Raw genomic sequence first — 24,029 nt, 5'->3', positions numbered from 1 at the left:
GCAGATTTCAGAAATGGAGGGGATAGAACTTAACAACCAAGCGCTTGCTGAATGGCGAATTGCGCTAGTTTTCCGTTCTTAAACTGAAAGTTGAGATAAGCTGTGTAGGGTGGACTGAACTCGTGAGGGTGATTTAAATATGCTTTGGCTTGATTGTTTTCTAATATCAGGACTTGTGCTTCTCCTGAAGGATTGATGCTGCGGGCACTGTGTTTAAAATCTTGTTTAAATTGCTGTAATGAATATTGCGCTGAGATGTGGATATTTTGTACAACAATATTTTCAGACATGTCTTTGGTATTGTTCCAAGTCATCCAGATACGACCTTTGGTTTGCCCTAATTGTTTGAAACTGGATTTATCTTGATAAAATTGTCCATCTTTGATTTGAGGATTATCTTCAGTGAAGATTTCAAATTTTAGTGTTTTATGGGGTGAGGGATTTAAACTGTATTCATAATTTCCAGTGCATTCTGAATAGACTTTATGGGTTTTAGTCATCCCATTTTTTATCAATTTGTTGACTTGATCTGCTGATACCGCAGCATTCAGTTCAATCTGATTGACTTTGACACTGGTGACATAATTATAAGAAATTGCATTTGCATGGCTGATTGTCGAAAGCACACAAAGGCTCATTAATATTGTCTTTATTTTCATGATTAAGTCGGGCTTTGTTTGTTGTTATGCTGATTATATAAATTTTGGATTCGAAAAAAAGCTCCCATTTAGGGAGCTTTAAAAGATCTGTTTTATCTTAAACGAGACAACCAGTCACCAAAGCTTTGTACTAACTGTACTAAGATCAGTAGAACAATTACGGTGAGAATGACTACACTGGTGTCAAAACGTTGATAGCCGTATGAGATTGCGAGATCACCAATACCGCCTGCACCTACAGCACCCGCCATGGCTGTCGCACCGATGAGGCTAATAGTTGCAGTCGTTAAGCTTAAAATAAGCGAACTACGCGCTTCAGGCACAATAAATTTGAAAATGATTTGCCAAGGGCTAGCACCCATCGCTTGGGCAGATTCAATGATCCCTTCATTGACTTCTAAGAGTGAAGTTTCAATCAGACGACCAATATAAGGTCCCACATAAATGGTGAGAGGAACAATGGCTGCCCACGTACCAATAGAAGTCCCCACAAGTACTTTCGTTAGTGGAATGACTGCAATCAGTAAAATAATAAATGGTAATGAACGTAAGGCATTCACAATCGGGTTTAATACATGATAAACCACACGATTTGGTAAAATACCATTTGGACGCGTCACCAATAGGGCAATGGCTTGAATAAAGCCCCAAATAGAACCAAACAGCATGGCAAAAAACACCATGTGAAACGTTTCCTGCAGGGCAGTGACAAATTGGTCAATACTCAGTGAACTATGCCAAAATGGTGCCGTAAGGTCTGTAAGCCATTGTACGATTAAATCTCTCATTCGCAGACTCCAGATTGTTCAACTTTCACACCATGTTGTTCAAAGAATGCAATTGTATCTTGAATGATGTCTGGATCACCCAATAGCTGAATAAACATCTGCCCAATCACTGAGCCATTAATTTCAGTCATGTTGGCAAATAAAATATTCAAACTAATATCAAATTTTTTAATTGCAGCTTGAACCACAGTTTCTTGCGCGGAAGTGCCTAAGAATTGCAAACTATAAATACTGTGCTGATTTTGATTCTCTAAATTATTAAGAATGTTGATCGGCAATTGCTGCTGTAAAACAGTTTGAATGAAGTTTTTGGTCGTTGGATGCTGCGGCTGACTGAAAATTTCAAGGGTGGGTCCTGTTTCAATCACTTTGCCTTGTTCCATCACGGCCACATAGTCACAAACAGATTCAATCACGTCCATTTCATGCGTCACCATTACAATGGTAATGCCTTGTTCCTGATTAATCTTCTTTAACAATGCCAAAACGGATTTTGTGGTTTGAGGATCAAGTGCGGAAGTTGCCTCATCACAAAGTAAGATTTTGGGATGATTTGCCAATGCACGTGCAATACCAACACGTTGCTTTTGACCCCCTGATAGTTCATCGGGATAAGCATCTTTTTTATGCTTGAGATCGATGAAGTCAAGGAGTTCATTTAGGCGCTTTTCTCTTTCCGCTTTGGAAAAGCCTAAAAGTTTAAGTGGCATTTCAATGTTAGCTGCAACTGTTTTGGTTTGCAGTAAATTGAAGTGCTGGAAAATCATGCCGATATTTGCACGTTCTTGACGTAATGAACGTGCATCCAATGCTGTAAAGTCGGTGTCACGAATAATGACCTGACCTTGCGTAGGACGTTCAAGCAAATTAATCAGACGGATTAAGGTACTTTTACCTGCACCACTGTAGCCAATAATGCCGAAAATACTGCTATCTGGAATAGTCAGGTTAATGTTATCCAGAGCACGTATGGTTTGACCTTTGAGCTCGTAGTGTTTTGAGATGTCTTTAAATTCAATCATAGCGTCAAGAACTGTACAAAATGAAAAAACAGGCAAAGTCACTTTGCCTGTTTTGTTTGCAGCATTATATTACTATTTGCTTTCGGTAAGATAGCTAACAGGTTTGTTTACATCAATTTTAGTCCCGCCAAAGTGTTCTTGAACATATTGTTCTACCGCTTTGGTGTGGTAAAGCTCGCCTACTTTTTTCAATACAGGGTCATCTTTACGTGATTCAGCTACGGCTAAAATGTTTACATTCATTTTAGTGCTTTGGTCAACAGGTTCGTAGAAAACCGCATCTTTCAATACGTTTAATCCACCTTCCATAGCCAATGTGTTACCCAAAACAATTGCATCTACTTCATCTTTAACACGAACAGCAGTTGCCATTTGGATTGGTTTGATGACGATTTTCTTATTGTTTTCAACGATGTCAGCAGGTGTACCTTTTACATCATCAAAACCAGCTTTTAATTTTACTAAGCCAGCAGATTGAAGCAATAACAATGCGCGTGATTCGTTAGCACCATCATTAGGAATGGCAATGGTTGCACCATTTTGGAATTCATCAAGCTTTTTCACTTTGCTTGAGTAAATACCCATTGGTTCAAGGTAAGTCGTAGACACTGGCGCAATCTTATCTTTATTGTTGGCATTGAATGCAACAAGGTAAGCATACGATTGGAATGCGTTGATGTCGATTTCTTTATTGGCTACAGCAGTGTTCATTGCAACGTAGTCAGTAAAGTTCTTCACTTCAAGCTTAATGCCTGCTTGTTTCGTTTCAGGAAGAGTCGCAATGAAACGCCAAATATCAGCGTCAGAACCCGTCGAAGCCATGACTACGGTTTGTTCGGTAGTTGTTGCTGCATCAGTTTTGGTTTCAGTAGCAGGAGCTTCCTGTTTGCTGCAGGCACTGAGTGTTAACACAGATGCACTCAATAAAACGCTAAATAGCTTTTTCATGAATATTTCCTAGTACAGACATCATTTCATCGTTTCACATTATAAAGACATGCTAAATAAATATCCGATGCTCACGATGAATGAAGTTGTCTGATAAAAATTCGGTACTTTGCGATTTCTAGCTATATACCGAGCTAAAAGTTCGCGTCATCCCAACAAGACCAAAATAATTTCGCATTAAGAAATTCAAAATTTCACGTTATGATATTGAAATCACATCGTATTACTGTTGAAACAGCTTTTGAAGTCTTAAAAAGTTAGGCTATGATAACAATAAAACTATATTCAATATAGTGAATAAGAATGCAATGTTTATCTATTTAGTCGCAAAAGAAAATGTAGGTTTTAAATAAAATAACAATAAAAACAATATATTATTTTAAATTAATCTGTTGAATTTGTTAATTGTGCTGAAATATTATGCTTTATAAGATTTTATCCAATAGACATGCTAAAAATGAATAATTAATGAAAATTGAATATGTTTAAGTGTTTTAACAATATGAAATTATTAATTTTTTCATGCATTTAAATGAATGCTTAGAATATTTGTGATGAGTCTGCGTAAGTTAGTTTTTTATATGCAAAACTAAAATTGAGTTTGTGGCGTTTAGCTAAGGTCATGAATTGCTTGATGTAAGAAATCTAAAGCTATATTTCAGTCGCGTTTGCAAAAATAGGTTTGGAAGGTCATCACGGGAGCTTAAAATCAAGGTTTCAAGTTTGTAATCAATACCACGATCCTCTGAGCTAGGTGTTAAAAAAGAGAGAAACTTGCTGCATGAAGTATGAAGCTTTTGCTTGAGTTGCAGCCTTTCTGGGTAATGATAAAATTAAAAAACCCGCAAAATTAGCGGGTTTTTCTACTACCGTATCAATGCGAGTTATGCATTTTCACGTGCAATAGCGCGATAACCAATATCTGTACGATATTGCATACCAGTAAATGTAACCTGACCACAAACTTCTAAAGCATTGATTTGCGCTTCAAGTACAGTATCACCAAGCGCTGTGACACATAGAACACGGCCACCCGCAGTCAAGATGTGACCGTCAGCGCTCATTGCTGTGCCTGCATGGAAGATTTTGGTGTTCTCAGGGGATTGACCAAGACCAGAAATCACATCACCTTTACGAACGGTTTCTGGGTAGCCTTCAGCGGCAAGAACGATACCAATTGATTTGCGTTCATCCCATTCAGCTTCTGCTGGAAGATTACCTGCAATACCAGCTTCAACCAAATCGACCAGTGAAGATTTTAAACGCATCATAATCGGTTGTGTTTCAGGGTCACCAAAACGACAGTTAAATTCGATTACACGAGGTGAACCTTGTTCATCAATCATGAGACCTGCATATAAGAAGCCAGTGTAAACATGACCATCTTTTTTCATGCCTTCCACAGTTGGACGCATAATTTCAGCCATGACGCGATCAAAGACTTCAGGGGTAACCACTGGAGCAGGTGAGTATGCACCCATACCACCCGTATTTGGACCTTGGTCACCTTCAAAGATACGCTTGTGATCTTGTGAAGTTGCCATTGGCAGGATGTTGTCACCATCGATCATACAAATGAAAGAGGCTTCTTCACCTGCAAGGAATTGTTCAACGACAACACGAGAACCGGCATCACCAAATTTGTTTCCAGCTAACATGTCATCAATCGCTGCAAACGCTTCATCGTTGGTCATTGCAACAATTACGCCTTTACCCGCAGCAAGACCATCGGCCTTAATTACGATAGGAGCACCATGTTCTGTTACATAAGCTTTTGCTGCATCGACTTCTGTGAACACATCATAAAACGCAGTTGGAATATTATGGCGTTTTAAGAAGTGTTTCGCGAAAGCTTTTGAGCCTTCTAGCTGTGCAGCAAATTGAGTAGGTCCCCAAATTTTAAGACCTGCTTCACGACATGCATCAACTACACCATTTACAAGTGGAGCTTCTGGGCCGACCACAATTAAATCAACCGCATTATTTTGAGCAAATTCAATAATTGCAGGATTATTTTGAATGTCTAATGCAATGTTTTCACATTTATCTTCAGTTGCAGTTCCTGCATTACCAGGTGCAACAAATACCTTAGCTACTTTTTCATCTTGAGCGATTTTCCATGACAATGCATGTTCACGACCGCCACTACCCAAAACTAAAATATTCATCGGTTCATACTCCATGAATCGAAAATGACATAAAGTCTTCCGCTGAAACGCCGAAGACTTTATGCAAGATTTAGAAATCTGTTTTAATTAATACGAATGACAAAGTCATTACAGTCGAAATCCGAAATTAGTGACGGAAATGACGCATTCCTGTGAACACCATAGCAATACCAGCTTCATCAGCTGCTGCAATGGTTTCTTCATCACGCATAGAACCACCTGGTTGAATAATGCACTTAATGCCTGCTTTCGCTGCATTATCAATGCCATCACGGAATGGGAAGAATGCATCAGACGCCATTACAGCACCTTCAACCACTAAGCCTGCATGTTCAGCTTTAATTGCTGCAATACGTGCTGAGTTGACGCGACTCATTTGACCTGCGCCCACACCAATTGTTTGGCGGTTTTTCGCATAAACAATGGCATTCGACTTCACATATTTTGCAACTTTCCATGCAAAAATCATGTCGTCAATTTCTTGTTCAGTAGGGGCACGTTTAGTTACGACTTTTAGGTCATCTTTAGTGATCATGCCTAAGTCTTGGTCTTGAACCAATAAACCGCCATTCACACGTTTGTAGTCAAGTTGAGCTTGGCGTGCATCAATCACTGGTAATTCACCACAAACGAGTACACGAACATTTTTCTTCGCGCCAGTGACTTCAAGGACGCCTTCAGCGATGCTTGGTGCAATGATCACTTCCACGAATTGACGGTCAACAATCGCTTGTGCTGTTGCAACGTCTAATTCACGGTTGAATGCAATGATGCCACCAAACGCTGATTCTGGATCTGTTGCATACGCAAGATCGTAAGCTGCTTGAATGCCATCTAAAGACACTGCAACGCCACATGGATTCGCGTGTTTAACGATGACGCAAGCAGGTTTTGCAAATGATTTCACACATTCAAGTGCGGCATCTGTATCTGCGATGTTGTTATAAGATAATTCTTTACCTTGTAATTGTTTAGCAGTTGAAACAGAAGCTTCAGTCGCTGTTGATTCTACATAGAAAGCAGCTGATTGATGCGGGTTTTCACCGTAGCGTAAATCTTGCACTTTGTTCAATTGAGTATTGAAAGTACGTGCAAACTTGTCAGCTTGACCTTCTTCTTTACCTACGCGCGCGCCTAAGTAAGAAGCAATCATGCCGTCATATTGTGCTGTATGTTCAAATGCTTTAACGGCTAAGTCAAAACGAGTTTCATAAGACAAAGCGCCATTTGCTTTCAGTTCAGCAACAACAGTGTCATAGTCTGTAGCATTTACCACAATACCTACAGAGGCGTGGTTTTTCGCAGCAGCACGAACCATTGTTGGGCCACCGATGTCGATATTTTCAATCGCATCTGCAAGTGAACAGTTTGGTTTAGCGACTGTTGCAGCGAACGGATAAAGGTTCACAACCACCAAGTCAATTGCATCGATGTTGTGTTCAGCCATTACTGCTTCGTCTAAACCACGACGAGCCAAAATACCGCCATGAATTTTTGGGTGTAAAGTTTTTACACGACCATCCATCATTTCTGGGAAACCTGTGTGCTCTGAAACTTCTACAACTGCGATGTTGTTGTCTTTAAGCAACTTATATGTACCGCCAGTTGATAAAATTTCTACCCCTAGAGCAGAAAGGTTTTGAGCGAACTCAACAATACCAGTTTTATCGGAAACAGAGATTAATGCGCGTTTAATGGTCATGATCTTCGTCACAGTTATCAAGGATTAAAACAAAAAAGCTAAAAATAGCAGGTAAAAAAAATGCCTGCGGAAGCCGCAAGCATTTTATCATTTATTCACTCATTAAACCGTGAGCTTTCAACTTTTTACGTAAAGTGCCACGGTTCAGTCCAAGAATCTCGGCAGCACGTGTTTGATTACCACGCGTATACTCAAGAACTACAGATAAAAGAGGTTTCTCCATTTCTGCTAGCACCATGTCATAGACCTGAGAAGGTTGCTCGCCTTGCAATTGAGCAAAGTAATGGCGAACTGCGCGATCTACGTGAATACGTAGAGCAACATCAGATTGTGCAGTAAAAATAGGAGATTTGCTATTCATGCGAATTGATCCGAAAAATCAGATACCACTTGGGTAAAGCGATATATTAATGTTGTCTATAAAAAATAAATGAACTCCGTTTTAGATCCTAAAATGGAGTTCTAAAACTCGTACATTTAGCTTGCCACAATTCAGTCGCATTGATCAAAAAACATACGTAACAATAGTTTAATATTTGTTACTGATCAAATCAAAACAAAAAATAGATACCCTACGCATTATCTGGAATAAAGCGCATTGGCAAAACTAGTAGTTGTTGTGAAAATTAGCGAGGAGTTTGCAGCACAAAGCTTTCGTGGCGCGTATGATACCATTGTCTTAGAAAAAGTGAGCAAGAAAACTGCATTTTTTTTTACTTTTTTTTTACTTTTTTTGTAGTTTTTTCATTTTTTAAGGTTCAATGATTTCTAAACTATAGTCATCAAAGCTTTTTCGATCGACTGGAAGCTCAAAATGGATTTTAAATGGTCTTTTTTGAGGGATACGTTCAATACCAACCAAATTGTCTGCCAAATATTCTTTGGGTTGTAGTGTGACGCTACCAGTTTCTACGCCTTGTTCACGTAAAATAACTTTAAGAATAGGTAAAGGAATGCTCTTATCGTAATAATTGATTAATTCACCTGTAAATAGTGTTTTGTTTTTTTCAATACGCTTGGCTTTTACTTTGGTGGCACTAATAAGAGTATAGTTCTGTTGTTGTATTTTACATTTGAACAAAGCGCAAACGTGGTTAAAGCTCGCGGCTAATTTAGGGCTACTTTTTAAGTAATGCGGGTTAAACCAAAAGAACTGGAACAATAATAATAGAACTAATGCAATATTAATGATGCCCCACATCATATAATAGATAGGGCTACGTGGTTTGTGCTCTACATCTTTTTCTGCAAGGTTAAGTGCAGGGAAGTTTCCAATCGGATCAGTACTAAAATAATTGAGATTGTTTAAATACGTTTTTAAGTCAATATTGGAGTGTTCAATTTTTCGATCAAAAATTTCAAGTAATTGTTGACGATTCGACAAAGAATGTTCAAAAGCAATGTTGGACATTTGATGGCGAAAGTCAGTCTCTTGATTAGATGAGTCAAAATGATCATCCGATGCAGGGTAGGTTGCAAGCTGACCAAAGGGCTGATTGATTAAATGTGTTAAAGCATTAAACGTAGTTGAACACTTTGGGCAACAAACCATGCCCTGAGCAACAGTCAGTTGAGCCACGGAGACTCGATAAATTGTTAGACACTCAGGACAGCTGGTTTGTTTTTCGCTCATAGTTTTTAAATTAGATAGTTAGGATTTGTGGCGTTTGCCTGAAATACGGCACCAGTTTTCTTCACGTGTTTCAACTTCTAATATATCAAAAAATTCTGAGTAAATGCTAGAAACATCAGCAACTTGCTCTTCAATTACACCTGCAAGTGCGAACTCTGCCTCACATTTAGTTAAAGTTGCAAACTCAGGCGCAAGAGCCATTAATGGGCCCGCTAGAATATTTGCCACTAATACATCGGCTTTTTGGCTGCCAAAGGTTTCATTGAATTCATCAGGTAAACCCACAAAAATTTTGTCAAGCACACCATTTAAATCAGCATTTTGTTGGGTTGCTAATATCGCTTGTGGGTCAATATCTGTAGCGTAGACTTTTTTCGCACCTAAAAGTAAGGCTGCAACACCAAGAATGCCCGAACCACATCCGTAGTCGATCACGATTTTATCTTTAAGGTCAGTTTTGCCAAGCCATTGTAAGCATAAGAAGGTACTTGCATGATTGCCTGTACCAAAAGCTAAACCTGGGTCCAGTTTAATGTTGACCGCATCCGCTTCTGGTGGCTCTAACCATTCAGGCACAATCCAGAATTTTTCACTGATTTGAATGGGTTCGTAATAGTCCATCCAAGATCTTTCCCAGACTTGATCTTCTAAGTACTCACTACGCAAAGGAGCATCTGGCATTTGTGCGCGAATGAAGGTTTCTAACGCAGCGACATCAATTTCTTCATTATCTTCTTGCGCATAAATACCCGTCACAATGACTTTATTCCAAAGTGGTGTTTCACCTGGAAGTGGCTCAAGTAAGTCTTGATTTTCAGCATCGTCCAAAGTCACGCTAACCGCGCCCAAAGAACTTAATAAGGTTTCTGTAAAATCGACTTGTACTTGATCAACAGTAATATGAATTTGTAACCACTTCACGGAATAACCCAAACTTTGCTTTTCTAAAACGCACATTGTAACTGAGAGCAGCACTTACAGCTACACTTTCATATAACTGTAAAAAGGATGCCGAAGCATCCTTTTTTTATTTTAAGATTCTAGGTTGATTGGGTTGTCATCCTGAACAGATTTTGGTGTTCCTTCTAATTTATTCAACAACGGGCCAAATCCCGCAGCGATAAAGTACATAAATAAAGAATAAACCGCAGCAGGCATGGCTACAGTAGTATTTCCAATCACAGTCATGGCGATGGTGACGGCAAGTGTTCCATTGTGTATTCCAATTTCAAAAGCACAGGCACGTGCTTGCGCGCTGTTTACCGAAATGAGTCGTGGTAATACATAGCCAAGTGTTAAGCTAATTATGCAGAATAGAATGGTAACGCCACCAACCTGCGTGAAATATTGCGCAATATTATTTCTTTCTTTAATAAATGCAGCTGCAATAATTAAAATTAGAAACACCACGGAGAAAATGCGAACAGGTCGGTGCATTTTCTGTGTGAAATTTGGGGCAAAGTGACGAATGGCCATACCAATACAAACAGGCACAATGATGATACTAAAGACCTGAATGATTTTCCCAAGCTGCAAATTGATTTGTTGACCATCATTAACAAAATGCTGAATCGAGAAGTTGACAATTAAAGGTAGGGTTACTGCTGCAAGCACGGAGTTAATTGCTGTAAGGGTGATGTTTAATGCGATATCGCCTTTAAAGAGATAACTATATAAATTGGCAGTTGTGCCACCTGGTGAAGCTGCAAGAAGCATGACGCCAACAGCCAGAAGTGGTGGAAGTGCAAAAAGTTTACACAGTAAAAATGCAATACCCACAAGAAGGATCAATTGTGTAAATAAAGCAATCATCACGGCTTTGGGTTGTTTGGTAACGCGTGCGAAATCTTTCGGGGTGAGCTCAAGACCTAAGCCCATCATAATGATTGCTAAAGCGAGAGGTAAAATAACGGTAATCAATCCTGAATCCATTTTTATTCCTATTGTTAAATCAATTTAATTTTAAAATCAGTAAAACTCGATCCTGAGTTTTTGATTGAGATTGTGGTTATTTTTGTGAGGAGTCTTTCGCCGAAGCGATACACAATCATTTTAATCATAATGTATTTATAAAAGTTGCAAATAACATTTATGCACAATGCTACGTGCTTACGTGGGGGAGCATTGATTTTTAATGCAGAATGATTAATGTGATGGATAGCTCTTTTTGAAATTTAATTATATGATCTATTCTCGCAAATAAACCTTTGTTTTTTTTAAGGTTTAAAATTAATTTTATGCTGTATATTCACTTTATTTAAAAGTTATTTTCAAGTGTGGATTCAGTTGGAGTTTTTTCAATTTTAAAAATGACAAGTAGATTTTATGGTCAAAATGACTGTAAAGCGTGACCAATCAGTTCTCATCATATTTATGATTTTATTGGTTGCTAACGCATGATTTGAGCGGTTTATCACTCATAAAATTTGATAGGGAAAGTGGTCAAAGATGAAACACTTTAACCACTTAAAGAGGGGATAATTGTGAATGACTTGCAGTTTATTTAGGATAAGGGGCAGTGAAACCTAAAGCACATTTTCCTTTTACTTCCATTCCGTTGATCATGACAGATTTAGCGGCCATATCGGTTTGGCATGCTGTCATTAATTCAGATTCATTTCCCTTCACTGCTTTATGAGTACTAAAGAATTGTGGTTCGCAGGTTCCATTCCAAATAATGCCACGGTAAGCAAAACTGACAGGAGCGCCTTGAGTTTTTCCTTTACAGACCTGCATATATCTTTGCGCGTTGTAGGTGGTTTCAACTTTATCATTTGCCTGAGTCGCAAATGGAGTAAGACATAAACCGCAGAGCAGAGCAGAGAGTAGAATATTTTTATTCATGATGCGTACCTTGTTCCTATATTTTTAATGTCGCTCCTTAATAGAATAAAAAATAGCCAAAATAAAACAGTGTAGATCAGGTAAAAAGTGCTGAAAAATTGTGTTAAATTGCTTCATTATTAGACAGCTCAATAGTGTTTATGTAGCGATATGCAACATTCAATAGGAAATGTTTTAAAAATAAAATTGAGTTGTTTGGTCAACTTATTCAGCAAAATTTGATATAGTACTCTGTCATTCTTTTTATTTCTCTCTATACCACTATGCATTATCCTAAAGTTTACGATGTCATTGTTATCGGTGGCGGTCACGCAGGTACGGAAGCAGCGCTTGCTGCGGCGCGTATGGGTCGACAGACTTTACTCCTGACTCATAACATTGAGACTTTAGGGCAGATGAGCTGTAACCCGGCCATTGGTGGCATTGGTAAATCGCACTTAGTCCGTGAAATTGATGCTTTGGGCGGTGCAATGGCATTGGCTGCCGACAAAGGTGGTATTCAGTTCCGTATTCTAAATTCACGTAAAGGTGCAGCAGTACGCGCGACACGTGCGCAGGCTGACCGTGTACGTTATAAAGCTGCGATTCGTGACACTTTAGAAAACCAAGCCAATTTGGATATTTTTCAACAAGCAGCAGACGATCTGATTGTTGACGGCGATACTGTAAAAGGCGTTGTGACCCAAATGGGTATTCGCTTTGATGCGAAAACTGTTGTACTGACTGCGGGAACCTTCTTAGGTGGTGTAATCCACGTTGGGCTTGAAAAATCAAGTGGCGGTCGCGCAGGTGATCCACCATCAATTTCGCTCGCACACCGTTTACGTGAGTTGAATCTACCTGTAGGCCGTTTAAAAACGGGTACACCACCACGTATTGATGCGCGTTCTGTGGATTTTTCTGTAATGACTCCTCAACCAGGTGATTTCCCATCTCCTGTGATGTCATTTATGGGTGATGTATCTATGCACCCTGAACAAGTCAACTGCTACATTACTCATACCAATGAAAAAACCCACGACATTATCCGTGGCGGTTTAGACCGTTCACCAATGTACACTGGTGTCATTGAAGGCGTGGGTCCACGTTACTGTCCATCAATTGAAGATAAAATTCACCGTTTTGCGGATAAAGACTCACATCAAGTGTTCTTAGAGCCTGAAGGCTTAGATACACATGAGCTTTATCCAAATGGTATTTCGACCTCACTTCCATTTGATGTGCAGTTTGAATTGGTACGTTCGATTCGCGGCATGGAAAATGCGCATATTTTACGTCCGGGCTATGCCATTGAGTACGATTACTTCAACCCACAAGCATTGAAATTTACTTTAGAAACCAAAGCCATTAATAACCTGTATTTTGCGGGCCAAATTAATGGTACGACAGGTTATGAAGAAGCGGGTGCACAAGGTTTATTGGCAGGTCTGAACGCTGCGCGTCGTGCATGGGATCAAGAGCAATGGACACCAAAACGTGATGAAGCGTATATGGGTGTGTTGGTAGATGACTTGATTACGCTAGGTACGAAAGAACCGTACCGTATGTTTACCTCACGTGCCGAATACCGTTTGATGTTACGTGAAGACAATGCGGATCAACGCTTAACGCCAGTGGGTCGTGAAATGGGCTTGGTGGATGATGTACGTTGGGCGGCTTATTGTGAAAAAATGGAAGCCGTTGAGCAAGAAACAGGTCGTTTACAACACCTTTGGGCGGCACCAAATAACCCGATGGGTAAAAAGTTTGTCGAAATGACAGGTGCGGATTTATCGAAAGAGTGTTCTGCGATTGATTTGCTCAAACGTCCGAATATTTCATTTGCTCAAATTGCAGAACTCACAGGTTCTGAAGTCTCTGCACAAGTGGGTGATCAAATTGAAATCGCGGTGAAATATGCAGGTTATATTAACCGTCAGCATGAAGATGTCGCGCAAATGAAGCGTTTGGAAGAAACCAAAATTCCAGCCGACTTTGATTATGATGTAGTTTCAGGTTTATCTCGTGAAATTACTTTAAAATTGAAAGATGTGCGTCCAGATACTTTGGCACAAGCAGGTCGTATTCCGGGTGTAACGCCGGCAGCAATACAGTTGGTGATGATTACGATTCGTAAGAATGCACAAACCAAGAAATCTGCTTAAGCAGATTTGATTTGAAAAAACCTGCCTTAGAGCGGGTTTTTTATTTAAGCGGTTTTAGCTATTCCTTCTTTTTCTTTTAAACGTTCGAGAAGATTACTGAACCATTGTTCTTGACGTATATTGTTTAAATCTTGATCATCACTAAGATGTTTATGTGGATTTGAAGGTAGCGTATTATGCTTTTCTGCATTCAGTAGATTTTCTTTGCATAGTTCTTGATTATTTTTTAATGAATAGTAACAAGCTAAGTTATAGGTATCCTTAGGTTTACTTGTTAATACTGTCTGAATGAGTTCGATACTACGATTAAGCAACTCTTCATTTGGTTCGAGGTGGTAATAATTGAAAAGAGCAGATATATAATTCTCTAGCACTTGAATATCATTTTTTTGATGGGCTAAATACTGCTCATAATATATAAAAGATGTTTTGATTAATTTTTTATCTTCTTTAATACTCCCTAAATCAGAAAGTGCTAAAGCAAAGTTTTCTAGATAATAGGTATGATTGTTATCATTTTGATAAATTTCTTCATACATTGAGATTACTTTACTTAATAATTTATCATCTTTTGTAAAACGAGCTAATCCAAGAATAGCATTCGCATGAGTTATCAAAGCATTTAAATTATTTGGAAATTTTAATAGGACACTTTCAGCATATTGTATTGCATCAGAAAAATGAGACTCTTGGGGGTTATTAATCGCTAAGTTTAATTTAGCAGCCGAAAAATTAAGATTACATCCTAAATGACTGTCAGAAATTGACAGGGCTTGTTCATAAATTCGAAAGCATTCATTAAAATTCTGATTCTCTAAAAATATAACTGCTTGTTTATTATATGCCCACATAATGTCATCAATGGCTTTTTCAGCAAGTCCCTGAGTAGATTCTTTGTTTGGATATTTATGTATGACAGCGGTATATAAGCTTTTATTTAAAGGCTTTTTAGCTTGTTCTTTTAGATATCCAGTCAGATTCTCAAGGATATCTAATCCATCTCCCAATGGGTAAGGTTGTATATTTTCAAGTTGTTGGTTTAAGAACCTATAAGGATTAGAAAAAAGCTCTGGTGGAAAACATTCAAGTTCTTTTGCTAGTTGGATTAAGAAGTCGTCAGCATCAATACCGCCAATATAATGTGTTAAATTATTATTCTTTTTTAAAAAACCTTTAACTGGCTCTACTTCAATTAAATCAAGATTATCTTTCCGCCCTGTCCAAATTAAACGATGTTGTTCTGAATATTTTTTCTCGAGTAGGGGGAAAAATTCGTCTGCATTACCACTATAGCCAATAAATAAACTTGGATTTGAGTTTAAAGTTGAAGCAATAAAATCTCCCAATTTTTCGGTATGCTTTAGTGTTTCTTCTCGCGTATTCAGTTGAACAAATCCTGTCCCTTGCCCATGTAAGTGAACAATAGACGGATCATTAATTAAATGATAAAGATGTGGGTTGGCAGTTGCAAAATCATAAATAGAAGGGTGTAAGCCTAGAAGATTACAAGGGCGTGACAGTATGCTGTCAAAATTAAAGGTTAGAACACGTTGGATATATCCACCTTGCATAAGGCAAGCGAGAGCAATATGTGCCCAATTGATTTTTTTATTGTCGATAATGTGTGGCTTAAGTAATTCCCTACGCTCAGATTTATCTAAAGCAGACATATACTTGCCGTAATTGTACTTGTCTTTTTCTGGATCAATATTTTTGACTTGGATTGGGAATTTCTTGCAAATCTCTTGAATGAGTTCTGTTGCAGTTGGAACGTCTGCTTTCACTGAGCAACCAGCACCCGTAAAGAATACATATGGTTTTTCATTTTCTTTGGCTTGTTTTAAAAGCTGTGCGACTTCTTTTACGTTAAAGCTCATTATCTTTAAGTTATTAAAATTGATGACTTATTCGAGTATACGATGAATTTGAATAATAAAAGTAGAGTTCAACTAAAGAGATGCAATGTATTACCAATTTTAGAGAAAAAAAGAAAAGTATAGTCAGTTCTGATCGTTCGATAGCCTAAAACTAGTTAAATATTAAGATATTGAAATTTATATAAATAATTTGGTCTGAAATTCTATTTATTCATTTAATTATATGGTTCAGGTCTTATTTAATAGGTTTGATGTTGTATACCTTGAAGCAATCCCGACCATTGTCGTGCTATTTCTCGCCAGTGATACCTTTCAAAATAGCCCTACAAGTTTTAGCCAACTTGCAAACTATTGATGGAGATCAATTATGGCTCAAACAAACACGGGAAAAATGCAGAAATTCCTCATCGTATTTTTGTGTTTTTGGGTGGCTTTTTTTGAAGGTTTCGACCTACAAGCCCCCGGTATTGCAGCAAAAGGAATCGCAGCAACCTTTGGTTTAGATCAAGTACAAATGGGCTATGTATTTAGCCTTGGTGTATTTGGCATGCTGTTTGGCGCATTCTTTGGTGGACGCTTTGCTGATTATTTAGGGCAAAAGAAAGTCCTGATGCTGTCTATTGCGATCTTTGGGGTGTTTTTTAGTATTACAGCAATCGCACCAAATGTAGAAGTTTTATATCTCGCGCGCTTTTTCACGGGGCTAGGTTTGGGTGCAGCAATGCCAACCATGATTTCAGTGGTCGGTGATGAAGCCACGGAAGCTAACCGCGGAAAATTAAACAGTTTGATGTATTGCGGTTTGCCTGTAGGTGCCATTTTTGTGGCAGGTCTTGCGATTTATTTTAAAGATATTCCATGGCAGACATTGTTCCTGATTGGTGGGATCAGCCCATTGGTATTGATTCCATTTATGGCATTTATCTTAAAAGATAAACCGAAGCAAACGATGCTTGTCGAAAATGCTGACCTAGCACCTGTCCCTGCAATGACTGAAGTATTATTTCAGCAGCAAAAATTTAAACAGACTTTACCACTCTGGGTGAGTTTCTTTTTTACCTTGATGGTGAACTATATTTTAATTAGCTGGTTACCGAACTTGCTGATGGAACAAGGCTTAGAAAAGCAGCAAGCATTTTTAGTGATGTTGGTGTTTCAGGTAGGCGCTGTGATTGGTACGCTTTGCTTTGGTTACTTGTTAGATCGTTTGAAATTATGGCAGATGGCGGTGATTATCTATTCAGGTTTATTTGTCGCGCTATTGTTGCTGTTTACCAGTAAAGTGGTTGCTGTATTAATTGTTGCTGGTGTTCTTGGAGGGATTTTTTCTACGGGTGGCCAATCGATCTTATACGGTATTTCCCCAATCTTTTATTCAGGCGCGGGTAAAGTCACAGGTGTAGGCAGTGCAATTTCTTTGGGGCGCTTAGGGGCAATGACGGGGCCATTACTGACAGGTAAAATTTTAGCCTTGGGTTTGGGTACAACGGGTATTTTGGTGGCAAGTGCTCCGGGAATTCTTCTTTCGGCAATTGCAGTCACGGCATTATCACGTTTTAAAGCTCAGCAAGAGCAAAAATAAAATAATCTTTTATCCGCCGATCATCATGAGCTACGCACAAGTGTAATGATTTACATTTGTGCGTTTGGTATTTTATGGAAGTCTTTTATTTAGAACCTTAAATTCCAGCAATCGGCTAATAAAATCTAGAACAATTAGTTCTAGTCTCAAAAAATGAGAAATATCAACTTTTTTTAAATGATAGGGATAAATTAGGGAATAAAATTTGCTACATTAGAGGAAACCATTCTCATTTGGCATTAGTTAAATATGTCTTACATTGTTCCTGATGAAGAATTATTACAAACGCGAACGAAAAAATTCCTCAAGCGAATTTTTATTATGCGACAGCTTGGAACGATCTTGTGTTTTTTCCCTATTTTTTCTGTATTACGGGATATGCATTACGAAAGTGGCTATTTCATTTTATTGGCAGTGAATGCTTTTGTTTGGCCAAGCGTTGCCTTCTTAATCAGTCGAAGATCCAGCGATCCTGTGAAATCAGAACAAACCAGTTTGATTCTAGACACCATGTTCGGAGGCGCTTGGATTGGGGTAATGGGCTTAAGTCCAATGCCATCTTTTATTATTCTGGCGGTATTTATTGCAGACCGTTATGCGGCAGGAGGGTGGAAACTTTTAGCACCTTCAATTTTAGGATTTACCGTATCCTTGATTGGCATCTGGTTGTTGGTTGGTATGCCGCTGACCTTAACTTTTAGCCCACATACAGTGTGGCTCACCATTCCATTGGCAACCTTATATTTAATTGCCTTAAGTATTTTATCTCGGAAGCTCTCTACCAATTTAAGTCAGAAAAATCGACAGTTTGAACGGATTGCCTTAATGGATCCACGGTTGCATATTCCCAACCGCCGTTTGTTTGAGCAGCGTTTAGCCAGCACTTTTGTACAGACACAACGTGGAAATAGTACGGCTCATTTAATGTTAATCGATGTGGATCATTTTAAGGACATTAATGATACCTATGGACATGAAATGGGAGATTATGTCCTGATTGAGCTTTCTAATATCTTAAGAGAATCGATTCAAAGTAAAGATATTCCTGCCCGATTCGGTGGTGATGAGTTGGCTGTGATTGTGATGGACAGCAGCTCGCAAGAAATCATGCAATTGTCACAAACCATTTTGGACAAAGTACGGCATTTTCGCTTACCGATTAATCCAGATTTTCGGATGAGTATTAGCATTGGGATTTCTTCGGCAGCCGCAGCAGGTTCTACGACGGATTGGCTAAAAATGGCAGATCAGGCATTGTATGAAGTAAAACGTCAGGGACGCGATGGTGTGCAATATATTTGTGAAATGAGTTAATAAAAAGTAGATTCTCTATTTGTTTCGTATTTATTTTTGAAATTGCCTTGTTTCTGGTGCAAAAAAGCACCTTTTTTTATTTTTGCATCATCTTCGCTCAAAAATAGTATTACGAATGATAAAAACCGTAATACTAAATTGGCACAGCCTTTGCTTAATCATTGCTATGAAAAAGTGAACTAGGGTTCCGATACGCACGCGTATGTCTGAGACCGAGAGTTCACGGTTCGAAAGAACTACACGGAGGGATAAAAGCCCGGGAGGTCATGCGAATCCACCGAAGAGGTAACAGCAATGGGCTTACAGCAATATCACAATAACCAAACACTATGGACTGAAGTCTTGCAAGGCGGGCATCACTGGTCGGGACGTATTCAAAAAGGCGCAATTCTCCGTTTTAAAGCACTTTCTAAACATGCCAATGTTTCACTGTTCTGTGTTAATGCTGCCGATAAATTAGAGCGTTTTAATATGCCAGACAGTCTGAAAGGGCAACATACCGCCTATTTAAGTTCAGGTCATGTGTTGTATTCAGACCTTGGACGTGTCATGGCTTCCATCGTTACTGATGAACACGGTTGGAACGATGTGCTATGTGGTGCAAGCCGTGCAGAACAGATCGCAGCACAATATGGTCAGCAAAACTTTCAAGCTGCACGCAATGCCATGTATCAAAGTGGTGTAGATGGTTTATTGGTGGAAATGGCGAAATTTTCTTTAGGACAAGCCGATTTAAGTGCCACGCTCAATCTATTTTCCAAAGTGGCGCCCAATGATACAGGCGAACTCGCTTATGTAGGCACTGACAATACCGATCAAGTGATTGAACTACGCTTTGAAATGGATTGCTTAGTCTGCTTGTCTGCTGCACCACATGCTTTAGATCAGCACCCAGTTTATCAACCAGCGGACATTCAACTTTCCCTGTTTAAAGCCAATCCTTTGCATGAACATGATATTTGCCGTGATTCATGTGCGCAAAACCAGCGTGCGTTCCAAAACAATGTACGTTATTTCGCATTATCTGATGCTTGCTAAGAATACGGGAGAACAGTCATGACAGTATTACAAAACTTTGAAAAAACAGTGTTAAGTGAAGTGTGTCCTGCGGGGGAAGCATGGATGTGCGAAGTCCAAAAAGGGCAATATTTCCGCATTGTCGATTTAGAAGGCAATCAGGCAGTCGATACTTTATTTATCAGTGCTGAAAATCCAGAAGAACGTTATAGCGCAACCGACACTTTGGCCATGAATCGCCAGATTTATTTAGAAAAAGGCACCACCTTATACAGTAACTTGGCACGCCCAATGGCGATCATCCACGATGATAACTGTGGTCGACATGACACTTTGGGTGGTGCATGTTCTTGTGAAAGTAATACCGTGCGTTATGCCCATGACACTTACCCTATGCACAGCTGCCGCAATAATTTTATGTATGCCTTGGCCAAACATCCTGTCGCGTTAAAACATGGTCTAAATGTGCGCCATATTGGTCCCAATATTAATTTCTTTATGAATGTGCCCGTCACCCCAGAGGGTCATTTGAAATTTGAGGATGGCATTTCAGCCGCAGGAAAATACGTGGAAGTTCAAGCACAGATGGATTTGATTGTGCTGATTTCGAATTGCCCGCAATTGAATAATCCGTGTAATGCCTATAACCCAACGCCAATCCAACTGATTGTTCGTGAAGCAGCGGAGTAAGTAGCATGTTTAATAAAGTATTAATTGCGAATCGTGGCGCGATTGCTTGTCGAGTGATCCGTACCCTGAAAAAATTGGGGATTCAGTCGGTTGCTGTGTATTCCGAAGCTGACCGTGATTCTTTACATGTGACCATGGCGGATGAAGCCGTGTGTATTGGCGCTGCACCTGCCAGTCAAAGCTATTTAAATATCGAAAAAATCTTACAAGTTGCACAGCAAACAGGGGCCGAAGCGATTCACCCGGGTTATGGTTTTTTATCGGAAAATGCCGAGTTCTGTGACCTATGTGAAGCCGCAGGAATCGCCTTTATTGGTCCGACTTCTGCACAAATGCGTAATTTTGGTTTAAAGCATACCGCGCGTGAATTGGCAATTCAGAGCCAAGTGCCACTTTTGCCGGGTAGTGGTCTGTTGGCAGATGAAGCCGAGGCTTTGGTAGAAGCAGAAAAGATTGGTTATCCTGTGATGCTGAAAAGTACCGCTGGTGGTGGTGGTATAGGCATGCGTTTGGTTTGGAATGCCGAAGAACTTAAAGATGCGTATCAAACAGTATCTTATTTTGCACAAGCCAACTTTAAAGATGCAGGCTTATATTTAGAAAAATTTGTGCAAAATGCCCGTCATATTGAAGTGCAAATCTTTGGCGATGGCAACGGTCAGGTCTTGGCATTGGGCGAACGCGATTGTTCGGTACAACGCCGTAACCAGAAAGTGATTGAAGAAACACCTGCACCACATTTGTCGGATGAACAACGTGATTATCTGCAACAAGTCGCTATTCAACTGATGCAATCGGTGCAATACCGTTCTGCGGGTACAGTTGAATTTGTGATGGATACCGATACCCAAGAGTTTTACTTTTTGGAAGTGAATACCCGTTTACAAGTGGAACATGGCGTGACTGAACAGGTTTATGCTGTGGACTTGGTAGAGTGGATGGTGACTTTAGCCAGTGGCGACTGGGTTGCACCGACTACGGCTTTACAGTCTAAAGGGCATTCCATTCAAGTGCGCTTATATGCCGAAGACCCGATTAAAAACTTTCAGCCGAGTGCAGGACTTTTAACTGAAGTTGAATTTGATCCACATTGTCGGGTCGAAACTTGGGTGGAAACAGGCTCAAATGTATCTTCCTATTATGATCCAATGATTGCCAAAATTATTGTGACTGCTACAGATCGTGATGCCGCGATGCAAGCCATGACAGCCAGTTTAGCCAATACCCAAGTGGTAGGAATTGAAACCAATTTAGAATATTTACAGAATATTGTGGCGGGAGAGGTGTTCCAAGCAGGCACGCAAACCACACGGTTCTTAAACAGTTTCACTTGGAAAACTCAAAAAATTGAGGTACTGCAAGCTGGTATCCAAACTTCGATTCAGGACGTTACAGGGCGCTTGGGGTATTGGGATGTGGGAGTCCCGCCATCAGGGGCAATTGATCCATTTTCTTTGAATGTTGCCAATCAACTGTTGGGGAATGAGAAGAATACTGCGGGTTTGGAATGCACGCTGCAAGGTCCGAGTTTAAAATTTCATTGCGACAGTCAAATTGTCCTCACAGGCGGTGAGATGCCAAGCACACTGGATGGCGTAAGTATTCCAATGTGGCAAACCGTGAATGTGAAGAAAGGACAAATATTAAAATGTGGCAAAATCAGCACAGGTTGCCGCAGTTATATTGGGGTCAAAGGTGGCTTTAAAGTTCCTGAATATTTAGGTTCTCAAGCCACATTTACCTTAGGTCAATTTGGTGGTCATGCAGGGCGTAACTTATTGGTCGGTGATATGTTGCCGATCACAGCATTTACTGATCAGCCTGCGAACGCTTTAAATCAGCAGCAAATTCCTGCATTTAATTCGAATTGGGAAATTGCGGTGATGTATGGGCCACATGGTGCACCTGACTTTTTCACCAATCAGGATATTGAAACTTTCTTTGAGCATGAGTTTGAAATTCATTTTAACTCAAGCCGAACAGGCATTCGTCTGATTGGACCAAAACCTAAATGGGCACGTGAAGATGGTGGTGAGGCGGGCTTACATCCATCCAATATTCACGACAATGCGTATGCAATTGGGGCGATTGATTTCACAGGCGATATGCCGATTATTTTAGGACCAGATGGTCCGAGCCTAGGCGGGTTTGTCTGTCCAGCAGTGGTGATTCACTCTGAATTGTGGAAGTTGGGACAACTAAAAGCAGGGGATAAAGTCAAATTTATTCCTGTGAGCTATCATCAAGCCAAGCAGCTCAATCAAGGCTATCAAGCCATGCTGGATGCAGCATCACCTGAAAGCATTCACTATGAGCAAGCAGTACAACCCGAGCCGATCACTTTAAACCATGTAGTTTTGGATATGGTCAAGGGGGATAGTATTCGCCCTGATGTGGTCTATCGTCCTGCGGGGAATCATTACCTGTTGGTGGAATATGGTGAGTTGGTGTTGGATTTGAATCTACGTTTCCGTATTCATGCCTTAATGCAATGGATGAAAGAGCAAAATATCAAGGGTATTATTGATTTAACTCCGGGCATTCGCTCGCTACAAATTCATTATGATTGTTTGGTATTGGATCAAACTGACTTATTGCGGTTGCTTGAAGTGGCAGAAGAACAATTGCCCAATATTGCCGAAATGCAGGTGCCATCGCGGACAGTGTATTTGCCTTTGGCTTGGGAAGATTCGCAAACCCAATTGGCAACGGAACGTTATAGCCAAATCGTGCGTGCCGATGCACCGTGGTGCCCAGATAACATTGAGTTCATTCGCCGTATTAATGGTTTAGACTCGAAACAGGCGGTGAAAGATGTGGTCTATAACGCCAGTTATTTGGTGATGGGGCTTGGCGATGTGTATTTGGGCGCACCAGTGGCAACACCTTTAGACCCGCGGCAACGTTTAGTCACTACCAAATATAACCCTGCGCGGACGTGGACACCTGAAAATGCCGTGGGCATTGGCGGTGCTTATATGTGCGTGTATGGTATGGAAGGCCCGGGCGGTTATCAGTTTGTGGGACGAACCACGCAAATGTGGAGTCGATACCGTAAGAATGCCAATTTTGAAGAGGGTAAACCGTGGTTGCTGCGCTTTTTCGACCAGATTAAATTCTATGAAGTGTCTGAAGCGGAATTGATGCAGATGCGTGAAGATTTTAAAGCAGGACGTTTAAACCTTCGCGTAGAAGATGGTGTATTGAACCTAAAAGACTATAACCAATTCTTGCAGGACAATGCTGAAACCATTCAGGCATTCAAGCATATCCAACAAAGTAATTTTGAAGCCGAGCGCCGTCGTTGGCATGAAGCTGGCTTGGCAGAATATGTGTCTGAAAGCTTAGATACGGTGGATGATGGTGAAGCCGTGTTAATTCCAGATGGTGGTTGTGCCGTGGAATCGCACATGCCCGGTTCGATTTGGAAAATTGAATGTCAGATGGGTGATGTGGTTGAAGAAGGAGCGACTTTGGCGGTGATAGAAGCCATGAAAATTGAGATTCCAATTTTGGCACCTGAACGCATGAAAGTTGAAGCCATTACCATTGAAAAAGGGCAAACTGTGAAAACGGGGCAAGTGTTGTTTACATTGGCGCCTGTGGCTTAGATTCATTTCCCTAACCTTTCTTTTAGGAGA

General features: G+C 39.9%; 18 protein-coding genes and 1 riboswitch. Of the genes, 6 read left to right on the top strand and 12 right to left on the bottom strand.

From position 1 onward, the window contains the following. Nucleotides 1–29: 29 nt before the first annotated feature. From E0H94_RS06520 to E0H94_RS06470, 11 genes are all read right to left on the bottom strand, one after another. A complete protein-coding gene (locus tag E0H94_RS06520) occupies nt 30–626 on the bottom strand; it encodes a hypothetical protein (RefSeq protein ID WP_227548560.1) in 597 nt (198 codons plus the stop codon). 125 nt (nt 627–751) lie between these two features. Continuing rightward, entirely contained in the window at nt 752–1,447 is a 696-nt protein-coding gene (locus E0H94_RS06515) for a methionine ABC transporter permease (RefSeq protein WP_131325669.1), read from the bottom strand. Then, a complete protein-coding gene (locus tag E0H94_RS06510; protein WP_131325668.1) occupies nt 1,444–2,469 on the bottom strand; it encodes a methionine ABC transporter ATP-binding protein in 1,026 nt (341 codons plus the stop codon). The genes E0H94_RS06515 and E0H94_RS06510 overlap by 4 nt, the downstream gene beginning before the upstream one ends. A 72-nt stretch (nt 2,470–2,541) precedes the next feature. Next, nucleotides 2,542–3,417 (bottom strand): MetQ/NlpA family ABC transporter substrate-binding protein, encoded by an 876-nt coding sequence (locus tag E0H94_RS06505; RefSeq protein WP_131325667.1) that lies wholly within the window; start codon nt 3,415–3,417, stop codon nt 2,542–2,544. Nucleotides 3,418–4,301: 884 nt separating this feature from the next. Next, complete coding sequence (purD, locus tag E0H94_RS06500) at nt 4,302–5,585, bottom strand: phosphoribosylamine--glycine ligase (RefSeq protein WP_131325666.1); 1,284 nt, start codon at nt 5,583–5,585, stop codon at nt 4,302–4,304. A gap of 127 nt (nt 5,586–5,712) precedes the next feature. Further along, nucleotides 5,713–7,287, bottom strand: a complete 1,575-nt coding sequence (gene purH / locus E0H94_RS06495) for a bifunctional phosphoribosylaminoimidazolecarboxamide formyltransferase/IMP cyclohydrolase (RefSeq protein ID WP_131325665.1) — start codon at nt 7,285–7,287, stop codon at nt 5,713–5,715. A 91-nt stretch (nt 7,288–7,378) separates the two neighbouring features. After that, nucleotides 7,379–7,648 carry a DNA-binding transcriptional regulator Fis gene (gene fis, locus E0H94_RS06490; protein ID WP_001086304.1) on the bottom strand — a complete coding sequence of 90 codons (270 nt, stop codon included), beginning with the start codon at nt 7,646–7,648 and terminating at the stop codon, nt 7,379–7,381. 390 nt (nt 7,649–8,038) lie between these two features. Beyond that, nucleotides 8,039–8,920: a DUF3426 domain-containing protein gene (locus E0H94_RS06485; RefSeq protein ID WP_131325664.1), complete on the bottom strand. Its 882-nt coding sequence runs from the start codon at nt 8,918–8,920 to the stop codon at nt 8,039–8,041. Nucleotides 8,921–8,938: 18 nt separating this feature from the next. After that, nucleotides 8,939–9,841 (bottom strand): 50S ribosomal protein L11 methyltransferase, encoded by a 903-nt coding sequence (gene prmA / locus E0H94_RS06480; protein ID WP_131325663.1) that lies wholly within the window; start codon nt 9,839–9,841, stop codon nt 8,939–8,941. A 111-nt stretch (nt 9,842–9,952) separates the two neighbouring features. Continuing rightward, the gene (locus E0H94_RS06475) at nt 9,953–10,852 is read right to left on the bottom strand and encodes a bile acid:sodium symporter family protein (RefSeq protein WP_131325662.1); all 900 of its coding nucleotides are present in this window, start codon (nt 10,850–10,852) and stop codon (nt 9,953–9,955) included. Nucleotides 10,853–11,419: 567 nt separating this feature from the next. Continuing rightward, entirely contained in the window at nt 11,420–11,764 is a 345-nt protein-coding gene (locus E0H94_RS06470) for a hypothetical protein (protein WP_131325661.1), read from the bottom strand. A 263-nt stretch (nt 11,765–12,027) separates the two neighbouring features. Between E0H94_RS06470 and mnmG the strand changes: the two genes are divergently transcribed. After that, the gene (mnmG, locus tag E0H94_RS06465) at nt 12,028–13,908 is read left to right on the top strand and encodes a tRNA uridine-5-carboxymethylaminomethyl(34) synthesis enzyme MnmG (RefSeq protein ID WP_131325660.1); all 1,881 of its coding nucleotides are present in this window, start codon (nt 12,028–12,030) and stop codon (nt 13,906–13,908) included. Nucleotides 13,909–13,952: 44 nt separating this feature from the next. On the opposite strand, the gene E0H94_RS06460 is transcribed toward mnmG, so the two are convergent. Further along, nucleotides 13,953–15,785 (bottom strand): SIR2 family protein, encoded by a 1,833-nt coding sequence (locus tag E0H94_RS06460; protein WP_131325659.1) that lies wholly within the window; start codon nt 15,783–15,785, stop codon nt 13,953–13,955. Between the two features lie 367 nt (nt 15,786–16,152). On the opposite strand from E0H94_RS06460, the gene mhpT reads away from it, so the two are divergent. The 5 genes from mhpT to uca all read left to right on the top strand — a co-directional run bounded on the left by mhpT (nt 16,153) and on the right by uca (nt 23,999). Further along, nucleotides 16,153–17,367: a 3-(3-hydroxy-phenyl)propionate transporter MhpT gene (mhpT, locus tag E0H94_RS06455; RefSeq protein ID WP_131325658.1), complete on the top strand. Its 1,215-nt coding sequence runs from the start codon at nt 16,153–16,155 to the stop codon at nt 17,365–17,367. A gap of 249 nt (nt 17,368–17,616) precedes the next feature. Next, nucleotides 17,617–18,681: a diguanylate cyclase gene (locus E0H94_RS06450; protein WP_131325657.1), complete on the top strand. Its 1,065-nt coding sequence runs from the start codon at nt 17,617–17,619 to the stop codon at nt 18,679–18,681. Between the two features lie 168 nt (nt 18,682–18,849). Continuing rightward, a riboswitch (guanidine-I (ykkC/yxkD leader) is annotated at nt 18,850–18,946 on the top strand. A gap of 29 nt (nt 18,947–18,975) precedes the next feature. Beyond that, the gene (locus E0H94_RS06445) at nt 18,976–19,719 is read left to right on the top strand and encodes an urea amidolyase associated protein UAAP1 (RefSeq protein WP_131325656.1); all 744 of its coding nucleotides are present in this window, start codon (nt 18,976–18,978) and stop codon (nt 19,717–19,719) included. Between the two features lie 18 nt (nt 19,720–19,737). After that, nucleotides 19,738–20,388 carry an urea amidolyase associated protein UAAP2 gene (locus E0H94_RS06440; RefSeq protein ID WP_131325655.1) on the top strand — a complete coding sequence of 217 codons (651 nt, stop codon included), beginning with the start codon at nt 19,738–19,740 and terminating at the stop codon, nt 20,386–20,388. A gap of 5 nt (nt 20,389–20,393) precedes the next feature. Next, entirely contained in the window at nt 20,394–23,999 is a 3,606-nt protein-coding gene (gene uca, locus E0H94_RS06435) for an urea carboxylase (RefSeq protein ID WP_131325654.1), read from the top strand. The last annotated feature ends 30 nt before the right edge of the window (nt 24,000–24,029 follow it).

The organism is Acinetobacter sp. ANC 4173 (assembly GCF_004331255.1).
GTDB lineage: Bacteria > Pseudomonadota > Gammaproteobacteria > Pseudomonadales > Moraxellaceae > Acinetobacter.
The sequence above is the reverse complement of the archived record's forward strand: the minus strand, read 5'-3'. Positions and strand labels throughout refer to the sequence as shown.

Bases quoted from the DNA above. Each gene is read 5' to 3' on its own strand.
- E0H94_RS06515 (WP_131325669.1), bottom strand. From the start codon at position 1,447: ATGAGAGATTTAATCGTACAATGGCTTACAGACCTTACGGCACCATTT.
- E0H94_RS06510 (WP_131325668.1), bottom strand. From the start codon at position 2,469: ATGATTGAATTTAAAGACATCTCAAAACACTACGAGCTCAAAGGTCAA.
- E0H94_RS06505 (WP_131325667.1), bottom strand. From the start codon at position 3,417: ATGAAAAAGCTATTTAGCGTTTTATTGAGTGCATCTGTGTTAACACTC.
- purD (WP_131325666.1), bottom strand. From the start codon at position 5,585: ATGAATATTTTAGTTTTGGGTAGTGGCGGTCGTGAACATGCATTGTCA.
- purH (WP_131325665.1), bottom strand. From the start codon at position 7,287: ATGACCATTAAACGCGCATTAATCTCTGTTTCCGATAAAACTGGTATT.
- fis (WP_001086304.1), bottom strand. From the start codon at position 7,648: ATGAATAGCAAATCTCCTATTTTTACTGCACAATCTGATGTTGCTCTA.
- E0H94_RS06485 (WP_131325664.1), bottom strand. From the start codon at position 8,920: ATGAGCGAAAAACAAACCAGCTGTCCTGAGTGTCTAACAATTTATCGA.
- E0H94_RS06475 (WP_131325662.1), bottom strand. From the start codon at position 10,852: ATGGATTCAGGATTGATTACCGTTATTTTACCTCTCGCTTTAGCAATC.
- E0H94_RS06470 (WP_131325661.1), bottom strand. From the start codon at position 11,764: ATGAATAAAAATATTCTACTCTCTGCTCTGCTCTGCGGTTTATGTCTT.
- mnmG (WP_131325660.1), top strand. From the start codon at position 12,028: ATGCATTATCCTAAAGTTTACGATGTCATTGTTATCGGTGGCGGTCAC.
- E0H94_RS06460 (WP_131325659.1), bottom strand. From the start codon at position 15,785: ATGAGCTTTAACGTAAAAGAAGTCGCACAGCTTTTAAAACAAGCCAAA.
- mhpT (WP_131325658.1), top strand. From the start codon at position 16,153: ATGGCTCAAACAAACACGGGAAAAATGCAGAAATTCCTCATCGTATTT.
- E0H94_RS06450 (WP_131325657.1), top strand. From the start codon at position 17,617: ATGTCTTACATTGTTCCTGATGAAGAATTATTACAAACGCGAACGAAA.
- E0H94_RS06445 (WP_131325656.1), top strand. From the start codon at position 18,976: ATGGGCTTACAGCAATATCACAATAACCAAACACTATGGACTGAAGTC.
- E0H94_RS06440 (WP_131325655.1), top strand. From the start codon at position 19,738: ATGACAGTATTACAAAACTTTGAAAAAACAGTGTTAAGTGAAGTGTGT.
- uca (WP_131325654.1), top strand. From the start codon at position 20,394: ATGTTTAATAAAGTATTAATTGCGAATCGTGGCGCGATTGCTTGTCGA.